The sequence below is a fragment of the Bacillus cereus group sp. BfR-BA-01379 genome (genome assembly GCF_022663605.1).
GTDB classification, from domain to species: domain Bacteria; phylum Bacillota; class Bacilli; order Bacillales; family Bacillaceae_G; genus Bacillus_A; species Bacillus_A mobilis.
Map to the genome: position 1 here is coordinate 1 of NZ_JAKUFT010000099.1, position 14,425 is coordinate 14,425.

Genomic DNA, 14,425 nt, shown 5'->3' on the forward strand with positions numbered 1-14,425 from the left:
ATCTTTTAATAGTTTTTGTAAAGTCTGAATTTGTTCATCAATAGCTTGCAAACTAACTTCTTTCACAATATAATCTCGCTTCTCTTTTATAGTGAGAAAACCTTCATTCACATATACAGCTACTTGTTGAATCGATTCACTTTTATTCACTTTTAATTCTTCTTGTATTTGATTATAAGGAGCTTCTATTGCAGTATATACATTTTGTAGCGCTTCCTCCTCAGAAGCAATTTTCTCACGTCCTTGTTGCCACACTACAATTGCCTGTTCCATTTCTTCTATAGAAGTTACTGCCAACTTCCCCTTCATTTCTCCATACTGATGCTCAATAAACTGTTTATGTTGCTCAGCTTCCTCTTTTAACGTATCAACTGTTCTTGGAAATATAATCGCTGTAGAAAGAGCCGCTTCCACTTTCGTTTCATGAATAAATGCAGCTTCTGTATACGTCATTATTTGAGAGCCTAAATAAAACGTAATGGAGCAAATACAAGGCAATATAAGCATCTTTTTTAATTTGCGAGGTGTTTTCAACATCTTAATCTCTCCCATCGAACAATACGTTCTCTATACAGAACGTTACTTTTATTATAATAAAGACCTGCAAAAAATGATAGCCATATACTAGAAAAATACACTCCAATCAAACTATTTAACTATAAAAGGGGCTATCAAATTGATAGCCCCTTTTACAATATATTTATCTTTCTGTACCTTCTGTTTGTTGTGCATCAAACGTCCAAGTTAAATTTAGTTTATCGCCTTGGAATTCATTTTGGTCTTTTTTATTATCAACAAACTCGAATTTCACTGTGAATTTATCAGATTTACCTGCTGAAATACCTTTTTCATCCCAGAACCAAGCAGCTAAATCATTATCTACCGCTGTAAGTGTGTCACCCTTCAATTTATCTAGCGTTGTTTCTTTTACGATTGTTTCATGCTTATCTACATTTTTTAAGAATGTTACTTTAATATGTTTACCAAAATCATCTTTATTGTCGCCCTTCGTATCTTCTACCTTATAATCTGTTTTCAATAGAACCTTTTTAATATCTAAAGATCCTTTATTTTCTAGTTTAAAATCTCTTTTAATTGTATCGCCAGGTTTTAAATTCGATACATTAACAACTGTTGATGGATTTAGTGCTAAATCCAGTGTACCAGTCGCAAATGTATTGTTTGATACTTCTTTATCACTGAAAAATGCAAATGTTCCTCCGCCAACTAATGCTGCCCCTAACACTGCTGATGCGATACCCATACCTAATTTTTTCTTTAAAGTCATGTCCATATCCCCTTAATCTATATATTTGTTAACTTCCTAAACGGAATGTATAACCAAACGAACTAGACGGATTGTTCTACTTTTTTCTCTTTCTTTTCCCCGTCAATGCTACGAATCGCGCCAAAAATAGAAATCGCGGAATAACCTAGTAAAAAGATCCCTGGAATAATAAGAAGCAATGCAGCTCCAGCCTTTGAACTAGCATAATTTAATGCATACCCTGCATAAGGAACTGTAATATCTGCATATTTCCCAATGACATTTTCCGCACGGACTGGTTCTAAATCAGGGCCGTTGTTATTATCCCCTTTTGTTTCATACGTTACTTTTCCATTTGTATCTTTCACACCGATAATACGGTGAGTGATAATTTTTTCATCTTTCTCTTTAAAGGTAATAACATCGCCTTTTTGATATTTAGAACCATCTTTCGTCGGCTCTATCGCAATAATTGACCCTGTTAAAAATGTTGGTTCCATTGATCCTGATAACACTGATTTAAATTGATATCCCATCACAGTTGGATCTCCGCCACTCGCTTTTGAAGAAATAACTACAAAAGCTAAAAAAACCATTAATGCAAATAAAACAAATGAGATAACGTTGCTAATCGCTTTCCAAATTAATTTCATCGTCTCTCTCCCTCTCCGTTGTTTTATATTATTTGGAGTATATAATACCAAATCTGTTCTCTAACAAGAACACAACTAAATAATATAACGAACGGAAAACAAATGCAATAAGAAAATTTACAATTATTAGTTATTTTACACATACAAAAAAGACTGTGACAAAGTCTCTTCACAGTCTTTTTACTAGTAATTTATTTTTCTTCTGATTTTTCTTCTGATTTCATTCCTGTTGTATTTCGGCGTAGCACTACAAATAAAATGGCTCCAAATAGTAAAACGGCACCTATCCCAATGCTTATTATTTTCACATTTGATTCATTTACTTCAGGCTCAGCCGTATCTTTTTTAGGCATCGCAAAAGTAACATCTTCTTTAGAAAGAACATTTACCGTCGCAATTGTTTGATTATTTTTCGTAATATCAACTGCTCCAACTACTTCACCACGATGAATTCCTTTATGATATAAAGAATCTTTATCTAATGAGGCGGCACGGAAAATCGTCCTCACATTTTTCCCTTCATCTTTCTTAAGCATAAGCTCTGCACTTTTTTCAAGCTCGCTATCAATATCTTTATTTAAATACGTCGCCTTTCGATGCCAGCTATGTTTATCTAGTACAGTTTGCTTCACAAATTGACCGAAAGAATAGTCCGCCATCTGCTTCAAATCTTCATAAATTTCAGGTCTTTGAGAAGCCATTACTACATTTATAATACGATTGCCATCTTTCTCATTTAATAAAACGAGCGTATTACGCGCTTCATTTGTAAAACCCGTCTTACCGCCAATGCTATATGGATTTTCAAAATAAGTAGATTTGTTAAAAATAGACACCGTCTGCCTAGATGTCGTCACTGTCGTTCTTTTCGTATTCATCGCTTGCAAAATTTCAGGATACTTTTGCACACCTCTCGTAATCATAGCCATATCAAATGGTGTTGTATAATGATTCGGATCATGCAATCCATTTGGCGTGACAAAGTGACTATCTGTAGCTCCTAATTGCTTCGCTTTCTCATTCATCATATGAGCGAAATTCTCAACACTTCCGCCAATACGCTCCGCAATCGCATAGGACACATCATTCGCGCTCAGCACCATTAAAATCATAAGCGCAGTATTACGATTAATCGTCTCACCAGGTTGAAACTCAATTTGATAATTACTCTTCTCTTGATCTAATGCTAATTGTGAAAACGTAAATTGATCTTCTGGCTTCGTATGCTCCATAAGTAAAATTGCTGTTAACACTTTCGTCATACTCGCTGGAAATGCGCGATGATGTGCATTTTTGTCATACAAAACATCTCCTGTTTTTGCATCAATCGCAGTTGCAAACTGACTAAAAACATTTGGTCCTTCCGCAGGTGGTGGTGCCACTTGCTCTGGATTCACTCCAACATTCGTCTCAGCACGTAACGTCATAGGTGTCAAAAAAAATAAACAAATAACGGTAATAAAAGCCAAAATTTTCTTAAAATTTACCATATGACTCTCCCTTTTCAATCTACTCTCATAGCTAAAAAACTGAATCTACCAATCTATATGTAATTTGTATTAAATTGGAAGAACATTCACTGTTTTTTACTATATCATACTTTTACGATAAAGAACATAAATATACAATAAAAAATAAGAAGGAATTACTCTTTCTTATCCTTCTCATCAATCAATGAATCTATTAAATTTTGACTAGCTTCCTCGGGTGTAATCTCATCTGTCATCCCCATAAACGACCAGCCTTTAGAATCGACCCACTCAACAAACTCTTGTAAAAACTCATCATGTGTAACATCCACATCAAGAATCGAGCCATTAATCGAAATCGTTCTATTTCTAGACACACGCATCTTGAACGTTTTCCTTACCATTACAATAATTCTCCCTCTACTCTTGAATAATTATAAAATAATCTTGTATCTCTGTTATACATGATTTTAAGTAAATTGTAAAAAGGATATATTGGCCAGTTTGCATATTAAAACTGAAAATCTATCATCCTGCAAAAATAGAAAACGATATGTAATTGATCATAAATGACTAAATAGATCCATATAAAAACAAAACAACTTACATTGTATCACACCAAATACAAATGACTTTCGTACAATGAAATGGAATATACTAGAAGAAACCTTAACATGAGGAGGAACTCTATGACCCGTTGTACGTATTGTAAAACGAAGTGGAAAGTAAAAGACGTATGGTCGATACTCGTGACATTTGAAAAAGATTGCCCGTATTGTTTTGGGAGGCAGTATCTATCAAAGAAAACATTGAACGCTATGCCAGAACTTATAAGCTTACCTTTACATTTCTTATTCCCTTTTCTTGTCGATTTAAGTGATGAAGGTCCTTTAGATTGGTATCGAAAACAATAATATAACCGCTTTATTCGAACTCACTTTTCATTACATTATCTATTTATATATTCCTTAATACACGACTAGCGCCATTCCAACTACTTTCCCTTCAAAATTTTAATGTAAAAATATTGTAAAATTTCAGTTAATTATATATAATTACTTTAGCATTAAGATTAAAGATGCTGTTACATACGCATTTTGAAGATCCCGTAGCTCAGCAGGGAGAGCGCCACCTTGACAGGGTGGAGGTCGTGAGTTCGAGCCTCTCCGGGGTCATATCGAAAAAATAGCGGTCTATCAACTGATAGACCGCTATTTTTGTACAATGATTTAACTGGCAGTTAATTATAATAACTTCCGTATTACTACGTTCTTTTCTATTGAATTTATTATATTAATATATCATATTTTTAAAACGTTTATAACTTAAAAAATGTAAGATTCTTGATATTATATTCCCCTAATTTCTCTCCCGTCTTGAATGGATTTTATGACCACTCTTACTACTATCTATATTGCAAGCACACCTCCCTATATACAAATTTTTTCTTTTCCGACCACTAACATTCTATAGTTAATATAAATAAGTAATGTTATTATATTTTAATGGATAAGATTTCAAAACTTTCCATTATAATCACAGCATAAAACTACACATAAGGAGCAACGGAACATGAAACATAAAAAGCATTTATCTATCGCATTAGTCGCACTTACTATTACTTCAGGAATAGCCGGATGTAGTAATGCAGCATCATCAACACAGTCCACTACCGTAAAAGCGACAAACACTGAAACAGATACACAAAATACAAAAGATATTAAAACAAATTTTATCGCGAAAGCTGATGCTGTTTCTAAAAAGATCGATGAAGCATCGCAAAAATCAGGATGGATAGAAGCTACCGATTTCCCTGACATTGCATCTGACCTTCAACTTTTAGCAGTCACAGTAGGAATGGAACATGAAAAACTGGTAAATCATAATGAAACTTTACGAAATAAAATTATGGATGTAAAAAAGAAGGTTTCTTCCTTTTCAAATGAAGAAGCAACCGTAGCGAATAAAAACCTAACAAGCGGAAATGTTATTTATCAATCTATATTAATGGATGATTTTCACAACATTCTAGATGAAGTGAACTTAAGCCACAGCAATAACGATTTAGCAACACTCGTTTCTATAGATAAATCCTCGCCTGAAGCCGAGATTATTAAGCAAGCTCGAGAGGGTATTGAAAGTATGGAGAAGTATACGTATCCAACTATACAAAGAATAGAAACAAACTTTAGTAAATATCCAACTTCCTTTTCTGATAAAGAATTTAAATTAATCGGTGAATCTATCAATAATTTAAAATCGTCTCTTGAGAAGCAACTTAAAATGATGAAGCAATTTGACGGAAATACTGAGAACAGTGCACTAGATTATGAATATCTCTTAAAATCAGCTACAGAAGATTATAAAAAAGCTGAAACAAACATCGAAAAGCTTGAATCTTCTTGGAACATAGTATATACAAGCAAATAAAGTAAAACTTTAATCACTCGTTAAAGCCATATTTTTATAGATTGCATAAAAAAAGATGCCAGCACATGCTGACATCTTTTTTACTACGTTCAAATTCGCACTCTAACATGTTGTGAACATCATTCTTTTACAAGAACTAAATCACTTCCCGCTAAACATCTTCTCCAAAGATTTCGCATTAGCAAACAATACTTCTTTCAAGTTATCATCTGCAACGATTTTATAGTCGCCATCTTTGTTTTTCTTTAAGTTCAATGTAACTTCGCGAGTTGCCATGATTGCATCTTTATCTGATAAGTGTTTGACGATTGCAGATGTCATCGTTTTTTCGATTGCTTTTTCAGATTGTTCTTTGTCTTCACTAAAGGCGCTAGCGAAAGCCATTGGCATAACTTCTCCCACTGCTTTTGTTACAGCAACGGATAGATCTGCAGATGTAATTTTCACTTTCACTTCTGCTTTGTCATCCTTTTTCGATACTTCTTCTGGCTTTTCAAATTTAAAGTTTTTCGTAATTGCACTCAGCATTGCTTTTGCCTCAGCATCATCTGTTTTTTCATTTAGTTTATTAAATTCTTTGTCACTCTCAACAAATGTACGAGCCTTTTCTACATCACCTTTTTGTATCGCAGTTAAAAATTCTTCTGTTGTATCTTTCGGGTTTGCACACCCTGCTAAAACACCTACTGTTAATCCTACTACCATCATTAACAGCAATAATTTTTGTATCTTTTGCACGCTCATTCTCCTCTTATCTTTTCTAGTAAGTCAGCATTATACAATAGTATGAAACTGACATTACAAACATTTTTTAGTATAGCATTTATATGATTCACTTTCTATTCATTCCCAAAAGATAAAGAGCCTTGCAGCATTCCTACAAGGCCCTCCTCCATCAATCCGTATCCGTAGCACAAATGAGCCACATTTTACGCTCCTTACTATCTAACACCATCCAAGTAACATCCCACGCAACATCGTAAAACCAATCTGTCCAAGGGCGATAGCTTTCGAACACTTTAATATCTTCGTATCGGTCTTGGAACATATATTGGCATACATTGACTGCTAATTGCTTTGCGATAACTGGTCGTTCCTTAAATCCTTCATATGCTCCGCCCCACAAAATTTGAGCGGCAATGCTACCATCAAGCATGACTGCCAGCTGCTCTTTAAAACGAAACTTATATTTTTCTGATGTATGTATTTTTAACTCTTCTAAGTTATGTATTATATCTAAAGAGTTAACGATTCTTCTAAAGAAGTGTTCGTGTCCCTCTTTCGAATGTGGTATTTCTTTGAAAAAATTTTCGTTATGTACTTTAAAACAGCTTATTATTGCGCCACCATTTAAGTTTTGTTCCTTAAACGTGTTTACAAGCTGCTCAACAGATGCGTCATTCGTTTCTATTTTTTCAAATGTTCCCTCTTTCCATCTCATAACGCCCACTACTCTCTATTAAAAATTTGTTTCTTCATTATAAAGTGAAACTTTAATTAGTGGGGGTTTTCTTCATCCCCCACTGATTATCAGCCCTCACCAATCGGACTTTTATGGGCAGTTGATCCCCCGCCTAACTTCTTTGCTTTCGCTGCATTTTGAGGTGGGGGTCTTACTGCCCATTAAAGCGGGATAAATAGCAAAATAAAAACCAGCAACTTTAAGATTGCTAGCTTATCTCTTATTCATATTTGAAAAAACAATAACAATTGCTCCAAGCACATAATGCCCCACTACCATCCACATACTCCGATCCAAGATCATAAGCGATAACCAAAGCGATAGATTAATAGCAGCAAATAATACGTATAAAATAAAGTCTCTCTTTTGTAGTGCTTCTCTATTCATCAAAATATAAATCGCACCGATTGGCGGAAGGATGAAGCAAAGGAAAAAAACAAACATTTTTCTTAACGACCATGGATATGAAGTTACTGTCTGCATATGAGTCTCCTTTTCACTTTATAGTACATGTAACATCGTTCTTACTACTCTATATTCTTCACTATAAGGCTCCTTTATGATTAAGGGTGGGTGAGGATTTCCCTCTTCTTCTATCATTATGAATACTTCTGTTTTTTCTTGTAATGTGTTGGATTCACTGTTTTTCGTAGGCTTTTTACTTGTTTCGATTTTCTTTGTTACTTCTCCGAGCCTTTGTCCAACTTTTTCAGCTTCGGCAGGTTCATTCGTAACGTAGTATTCCTGACCCTCCCATACTAAGATAGGTGGCACTGGTTCTCGTTTATTACATATTATATAAGTAATACTAGCTATAAGTAGTAGGCATGTTAATAAAAAGAAGATAGTTTTTTTGTTCATATAGTATGCTCCCTATCTATCATTTTATTAAATTATATAATATCCATTATATGTAGTAAATGGATATCGTAGGAATTTTCGGATTTTATACTATAAAGAAAAACCTTACTCAAGTAAGGTTCATTCTATAGTGACTGATTTATTAAAACGATCATTACAATGATCGCTATAAACATAACGACTAAACAGCCGATCATTTTATAAAAGCCTCTTTTCGTTAACGTCCCACCTTGAACGTCTTTCCGAATAAATAAGAATACGGCTAAAAATAATACAAGTCCAATGCCAAAAGCATACATCATTTGCATATGTTAATCTTCCTTTCTCTCTTCCATCTTAATATCTTTTCGATAAAACAACAAATGAGATAAAAACTGTACTCATCGTAAGTGCCATTAGTATGTTCAATAGTTCAGTAGCAGATAGTGTAATTATTTTTAAGTTTAAGCCGAAAGAGAAAAGAAGATAATACGCTGCTAATGCAAAAAAGCTGAAGAACATTCCTTTATAACGAATAAGTTTCATTCGCTCATCTTTTTCTTTAAATTGTGGGTGTAAGTAACTTAAGCAGAAACACATAATCATCATCGCAAGTACTGTATACGTTGGAGCCGGTGGTGCGGAATGCGTCATTATACCTGTTAATATCATAAATCCACTCATGAATAGAAAAATAATTCCCATGATAACGAAGTACTTTTGTGAATAGTTCATCTTTATTCCCCCTCTTCTTTTCCTTCATAAATAAATACATGTTCTATCGTTGTCTGAAATGTTTTTGCTATTTCAAATGCTAACGGAAGTGATGGATCGTATTTTCCCTTTTCAATTGAAATGATGGTTTGTCTGGAAACTCCAAGTTTCTCAGCCAATTTTTCTTGAGATAGTCCAAATTTTTTTCGGTATTCGACCATTTTATTTTCCAAGGAAATTTCTCCCTCCTCCCTTATAGCGAGTATAAATGTAAAGTGAGCTTTACGTCAAGTTTCCTTTACAATCGTTTTGTTCATTTTTCGGTCTATTTATATAGAAGAAACTTTTTCATTTTCAGCACGTCTATTTTGAAATAAAACGCGGAACACTGTAAATAACCGTTACTATATCTCCTCCTCTCTTTTTTAAAAATTTAATATCTCCCTATTTGTTTTATCCTTTTAAAATATTTCATTTATCTCTTTATTCCACGAAATGTGTTACCCGTTTTACGGTGTTTTTCGTCATATTTATAGAAACTAACTGTTTATGAAGCATTTTGTATGTTTAGCAACTTTTTTTGTAGAAATCCTTCACTTTCCTTTCGATATTTAACACTATCTAAATAAAGTTTACGATAAATTCATAATTTTTTATTTTTTATACTATATTCCGTTATATTGTTGTATAATATCAATGAAAGCGCTTATTATTTCAATATACATAATTCGAACTTATTTTTATCGAAACATTCTAACTATTATACTTATATTTACATGCAACAATTTTAGTTATTCGTATAGGTATACCAAATATATCCACCCTATTTTTCTGTAAAATTACTTTATAACATGAAAGATTAACTTGGGTGATAAGTTATTGTGAATGTTTTTTTACAAAACAGATAAGTAATAGTGTTTGGTATTATGTAAATTATTGTAATAACATAAGAGTAAAGAAAACATTTACATTGATTATTGGTTCATCAATTATTGAAAAGAGCAAAATGCACCTTTTTGTATGGAAAAAGGATTATATGCATTGGGAGGTTTAAACAAATGACGAGGAAGAATACAACGACAAACCCTTGGGCCAAGTTCCACGGTCCGAACCTTGGTTATGTTATTGAGCAGTATGATCTTTACGTAACTGGAGCAGGTTCTGTTGATCCGGAATTACAAGAGCTTTTTGAAATTTTTGGAGCTCCTTCGTTTCAAGATGATGTCGTAACAGGGGACAACACAGCAACACATTTTTCTCCTCAAAACACAGGGAACATTGAAAAAATTCTTAAAGTCGTTCAGCTTGTTGAACAGATTCGTTCTTTCGGGCATACGTTGGCTCACATCAATCCGATGGAAGATGCTGCAAATGGACAATCTCTTCTTGAAAAAGCAATGGACGAATTGAGCGATGCTGACTTGAAAGCGATTCCAGCAAAGACAGTATGGCAAGATGCACCAGAAGGTATTCACACTGCACTTGATGTAATTCATAGATTAAAAGACGTTTATACAAAATCTTTAGCTTATGAATTTTCTCATATACAAGATAGTGAAGAACGCGCGTGGTTGCATCAAATGGTGGAATCAAATTCATTGCGTCAACCACTATCAAATAAAAAACGAACTGCTCTGTTAAAACGTTTAACAGCTGTTGAAGGTTTCGAGCAATTCTTGCATAAAACATTCGTTGGGCAAAAGCGTTTCTCTATCGAGGGCGTTGATATGCTTGTACCTGTTCTAGATGAAATTGTACTAGAAGGTGCTAAAAGCGGCGTAGAAGATGTCATGATTGGTATGGCTCACCGCGGTCGTCTAAGCGTACTTGCACACGTATTAGAAAAACCATATAGTCACATGTTTGCTGAGTTCAAACATGCAAAAATAGAAGGCGCAGTGGCTAACTCTGGCTGGACTGGCGACGTGAAATACCATTTAGGTAGAGAACAAGTCGTTAGTAACGAAGAAGTTAGCACTCGCGTTACATTAGCAAATAACCCGAGTCACCTTGAGTTCGTTAACCCTGTTGTGGAAGGTTTCGCACGTGCGGCTCAAGAGAATCGTAAAAAATCTGGTCTTCCAGAACAAGATACTTCAAAATCATTCGTAATTTTAGTTCATGGTGATGCTGCATTCCCTGGTCAAGGTATTGTATCTGAAACGTTGAACTTAAGCAGATTGAACGCGTATCAAACAGGCGGAACAATCCATGTTATCGCAAACAATGCAGTTGGTTTTACGACTGATAGCTATGATTCTCGTTCTACAAAATATTCAAGTGACCTTGCAAAAGGTTTCGATATTCCGATTGTTCACGTGAACGCTGATGATCCAGAAGCTTGTCTTGCTGCTGCTAACCTTGCGATTCAATATCGTACATTGTTCAAAAAAGATTTCTTAATCGATTTAATTGGTTACCGCCGCTACGGTCATAACGAAATGGATGATCCAGCAGTTACGCAGCCACAAGTATACAAAAAGATTAAAAACCACCCAACTGTAAGAGCGATTTATGCAGATCAATTACAATCTGCTGGTGTTCTAAATGCAGATGAGGTTGAAACAATTACACAGTTTATACAAGAGCAATTAAAATCTGACTATGCACAAGTACCACCAGCTGATACGAGCGATGCAACAATTCATGTTAAAGTACCAGATGTTGTTGCAAAAGGCATTCAGCCAATTGATACTGGTGTTGAGCTTGACTCACTTCGCGCAATTAATGAAGGTTTATTATCTTGGCCTGAAGGATTTAACGTATATCCGAAGGTGAAGAAAATTCTTGAGCGCCGTAAAGATGCTCTTGAAGAGAACGGTAAAATTGAATGGGCACTTGCTGAGTCATTAGCATTCGCTTCTATTTTACAAGAAGGTACGCCAATTCGTTTAACTGGTCAAGATTCACAGCGCGGTACATTCGCGCATCGTCACATCGTATTACACGATACTGATACAAATGAAACATATTCACCATTGCATCGTTTACCAAACATCAATGCTTCATTCTCTGTTCATAACAGTCCATTATCAGAAGCTGCTGTTGTTGGTTACGAGTATGGTTATAACGTATTCGCTCCAGAAACTCTTGTTATGTGGGAAGCGCAATATGGTGACTTCTCAAATACTGCGCAAGCATTATTTGATCAATATGTTTCAGCAGGAAGAGCAAAATGGGGTCAAAAATCTGGTTTAGTTCTTCTATTACCACACGGTTATGAAGGTCAAGGACCAGAGCACTCTAGCGCACGTCCAGAGCGTTTCTTACAGTTAGCTGCCGAGAATAACTGGACAGTTGCAAACTTAACGAGTGCGGCACAATACTTCCATATTTTACGTCGTCAAGCATCTATCTTAGGAACAGAAGCTGTTCGACCATTAGTATTGATGACGCCGAAGAGTTTATTACGTCACCCACTGACGCTTTCAACTGCTAGTCAGTTAAGCGAAGGACGTTTCCAACCTGCTCTAGAACAAGAAAATCTTGGTACAAAACCAACTAAAGTAAAACGTCTTGTTTTAAGCACAGGTAAAATGGCGATTGACTTAGCAGCAGAAATTGAGTCTGGTAAACATGAGTATAACTTAGATGAAGTTCATGTCGTTCGTATTGAACAGCTGTACCCATTCCCTGCTGAGAAAGTTCAATCTATTATTAAACGCTTTAAAAACTTAGAAGAAATTATTTGGGTTCAAGAAGAACCTCGTAATATGGGCGCATGGCATTACATGGCTCCAATTCTGTTCGAACTTGCTGGAGATAAAGTGAAAACAGGTTACATTGGACGCCCGGATCGCTCTAGCCCATCTGGCGGCGATCCATTCGCTCACAAAGCTGAGCAAGAACTAATTGTTGCACACGCTTTAGATGTGAAGTATAACTTCCGTCAAGATAAACAAGAAATTGAAGTTTTCAGCAACTGAAAGTAACAATGAAGGTTTCTAGCTTGCTCCCCAGGCAGACACTCTGCCGGGGGGGCAGGCTAACAAATGGAGATTACCGAAGACAAAAGAAGAAAAAACACACCGTTAGGCAAATAAGGGGAGGACATTTAAAATGATCGAAATTAAAGTACCTGAGCTTGCAGAATCTATTACTGAAGGAACTATCTCACAATGGCTTATCAACGTAGGCGACAAAGTTGAGAAAGGTGGCAGCGTTGTTGAGCTTGAAACTGATAAAGTCAATGTAGAAATCATTGCAGAAGATTCAGGTATTGTATCGAAGTTACTAGGCGAACCTGGGGATACAGTTGAAGTTGGCGCAACTATCGCAATTTTAGATGCAAACGGAGCACCAGTTGCAGTAAGTACACCTGCACCGGCTGCCGAGCAACCAAAACAAGAAACAACTGAAGCACCGAAAGCTGCGGCTCCAACTACTGAGCAAGCTGCAACTTTACAAGGTTTACCAAATACGAACCGTCCTATCGCATCACCAGCTGCTAGAAAAATGGCTCGTGAATTAGGAATTGACTTAAACGACGTACGTAGCACAGATCCACTTGGACGTGTGAGACCACACGATGTACAAGCTCATGCTACAGCACCAAAAGAAGCACCAGCTGCTCCAAAAAGTCCAGCTCCTGCTCCAGTTGCAAAAACGGAATTCGAAAAACCAGTTGAGCGCGTGAAAATGTCCCGCCGCCGTCAAACAATTGCAAAACGCCTTGTAGAAGTTCAACAAACATCTGCAATGTTAACAACATTTAACGAAGTTGATATGACTGCAATCATGGAATTACGTAAAGAGCGTAAAGATGCTTTCGAGAAAAAACATGATGTACGTCTTGGCTTCATGTCATTCTTCACAAAAGCAGTTGTTGCAGCATTAAAACAATTCCCATTATTAAATGCTGAAATTCAAGGCGACGAGCTTATCATTAAAAAATTCTATGATATCGGTATTGCAGTAGCAGCTCCAGATGGATTAGTTGTACCAGTTGTACGCGATGCTAACCAATTAAACTTCGCTGAAATCGAAAGCGAAATTCGTAATTTAGGTATGAAAGCACGTGACAACAAACTTTCATTAAAAGAACTACAAGGTGGTACATTCACAATTACAAACGGTGGTGTGTTCGGTTCTCTAATGTCAACACCGATCCTAAATAGTCCACAAGTTGGTATTTTAGGAATGCACAAAATCCAAGTACGTCCAGTTGCAATTGATGCAGAACGTATGGAAAACCGTCCAATGATGTATATCGCTTTATCTTACGATCACCGTATTGTTGATGGTAAAGAAGCAGTTAGCTTCCTTGTTGCTGTTAAAGATATGCTTGAAGATCCAAAATCATTATTATTAGAAGGTTGATAGATTAATAATCTATTAAAGGCTGTAGAATGAATCATTCTACAGCCTTTTTTTATTGCGTTCATACGGGACAAATTCCATAACATAAGCTAATAATGTATGCCTAAAACGTAAGGAGGATTAAAATGAATAACCTTCCAATTGATGCAAAACTTAAAGTAAATAAGGATACTTTTTTCCTCCCCGATTCAAACGGGGGTGTCTATTTTCGAAATAACGCCAGTTCATTTCGTATGGACGGTGATGGAATTTACAACTGGATTGAAAAATT

Annotated in this window: 16 protein-coding genes and 1 tRNA gene; 5 read left to right on the forward strand and 12 right to left on the reverse strand. The window is 35.6% G+C overall.

Annotation, left to right across the window (positions count from 1 at the left end):
* The 5 genes from MR113_RS24655 to MR113_RS24675 all read right to left on the reverse strand — a co-directional run.
* On the reverse strand, positions 1-537 hold a 537-nt coding region (locus tag MR113_RS24655; protein WP_242257190.1), incomplete at its 3' end, for a DUF4047 domain-containing protein.
* A 163-nt stretch (positions 538-700) separates the two neighbouring features.
* A complete protein-coding gene (locus MR113_RS24660; RefSeq protein ID WP_242257191.1) occupies positions 701-1,288 on the reverse strand; it encodes a CalY family protein in 588 nt (195 codons plus the stop codon).
* A 62-nt stretch (positions 1,289-1,350) separates the two neighbouring features.
* The gene (sipW, locus tag MR113_RS24665; RefSeq protein WP_242257192.1) at positions 1,351-1,920 is read right to left on the reverse strand and encodes a signal peptidase I SipW; all 570 of its coding nucleotides are present in this window, start codon (positions 1,918-1,920) and stop codon (positions 1,351-1,353) included.
* 191 nt (positions 1,921-2,111) lie between these two features.
* Positions 2,112-3,410: a D-alanyl-D-alanine carboxypeptidase family protein gene (locus MR113_RS24670; protein WP_242257193.1), complete on the reverse strand. Its 1,299-nt coding sequence runs from the start codon at positions 3,408-3,410 to the stop codon at positions 2,112-2,114.
* 155 nt (positions 3,411-3,565) lie between these two features.
* On the reverse strand, positions 3,566-3,793 hold the full coding sequence (locus tag MR113_RS24675) for a hypothetical protein (protein WP_000251865.1): 228 nt from the start codon (positions 3,791-3,793) through the stop codon (positions 3,566-3,568).
* 285 nt (positions 3,794-4,078) lie between these two features.
* On the opposite strand from MR113_RS24675, the gene MR113_RS24680 reads away from it, so the two are divergent.
* The 3 genes from MR113_RS24680 to MR113_RS24690 all read left to right on the forward strand — a co-directional run bounded on the left by MR113_RS24680 (position 4,079) and on the right by MR113_RS24690 (position 5,819).
* A complete protein-coding gene (locus MR113_RS24680) occupies positions 4,079-4,303 on the forward strand; it encodes a hypothetical protein (protein WP_242257194.1) in 225 nt (74 codons plus the stop codon).
* Between the two features lie 188 nt (positions 4,304-4,491).
* Positions 4,492-4,564, forward strand: a tRNA-Val gene (locus MR113_RS24685).
* 397 nt (positions 4,565-4,961) lie between these two features.
* Positions 4,962-5,819, forward strand: coding sequence for a hypothetical protein (locus MR113_RS24690; RefSeq protein WP_242257195.1), 858 nt, complete (start codon positions 4,962-4,964; stop codon positions 5,817-5,819).
* A gap of 141 nt (positions 5,820-5,960) precedes the next feature.
* On the opposite strand, the gene MR113_RS24695 is transcribed toward MR113_RS24690, so the two are convergent.
* From MR113_RS24695 to MR113_RS24725, 7 genes are all read right to left on the reverse strand, one after another.
* Complete coding sequence (locus MR113_RS24695; RefSeq protein ID WP_242257196.1) at positions 5,961-6,557, reverse strand: hypothetical protein; 597 nt, start codon at positions 6,555-6,557, stop codon at positions 5,961-5,963.
* A 157-nt stretch (positions 6,558-6,714) separates the two neighbouring features.
* Positions 6,715-7,260 carry a hypothetical protein gene (locus MR113_RS24700; RefSeq protein WP_242257197.1) on the reverse strand — a complete coding sequence of 182 codons (546 nt, stop codon included), beginning with the start codon at positions 7,258-7,260 and terminating at the stop codon, positions 6,715-6,717.
* Positions 7,261-7,494: 234 nt separating this feature from the next.
* Entirely contained in the window at positions 7,495-7,764 is a 270-nt protein-coding gene (locus MR113_RS24705) for a hypothetical protein (RefSeq protein ID WP_242257198.1), read from the reverse strand.
* Positions 7,765-7,782: 18 nt separating this feature from the next.
* Complete coding sequence (locus MR113_RS24710; protein ID WP_242257199.1) at positions 7,783-8,142, reverse strand: hypothetical protein; 360 nt, start codon at positions 8,140-8,142, stop codon at positions 7,783-7,785.
* 125 nt (positions 8,143-8,267) lie between these two features.
* Entirely contained in the window at positions 8,268-8,450 is a 183-nt protein-coding gene (locus MR113_RS24715) for a DUF3976 domain-containing protein (RefSeq protein WP_001178300.1), read from the reverse strand.
* A gap of 28 nt (positions 8,451-8,478) precedes the next feature.
* Complete coding sequence (locus MR113_RS24720) at positions 8,479-8,856, reverse strand: hypothetical protein (RefSeq protein WP_048545076.1); 378 nt, start codon at positions 8,854-8,856, stop codon at positions 8,479-8,481.
* A 2-nt stretch (positions 8,857-8,858) separates the two neighbouring features.
* Complete coding sequence (locus tag MR113_RS24725; RefSeq protein WP_000428506.1) at positions 8,859-9,068, reverse strand: helix-turn-helix transcriptional regulator; 210 nt, start codon at positions 9,066-9,068, stop codon at positions 8,859-8,861.
* An 825-nt stretch (positions 9,069-9,893) separates the two neighbouring features.
* On the opposite strand from MR113_RS24725, the gene odhA reads away from it, so the two are divergent.
* Positions 9,894-12,761, forward strand: a complete 2,868-nt coding sequence (odhA, locus tag MR113_RS24730; protein WP_242257200.1) for a 2-oxoglutarate dehydrogenase E1 component — start codon at positions 9,894-9,896, stop codon at positions 12,759-12,761.
* A 133-nt stretch (positions 12,762-12,894) separates the two neighbouring features.
* Positions 12,895-14,154: a 2-oxoglutarate dehydrogenase complex dihydrolipoyllysine-residue succinyltransferase gene (gene odhB / locus MR113_RS24735; protein WP_242257201.1), complete on the forward strand. Its 1,260-nt coding sequence runs from the start codon at positions 12,895-12,897 to the stop codon at positions 14,152-14,154.
* Positions 14,155-14,425: the final 271 nt, after the last annotated feature.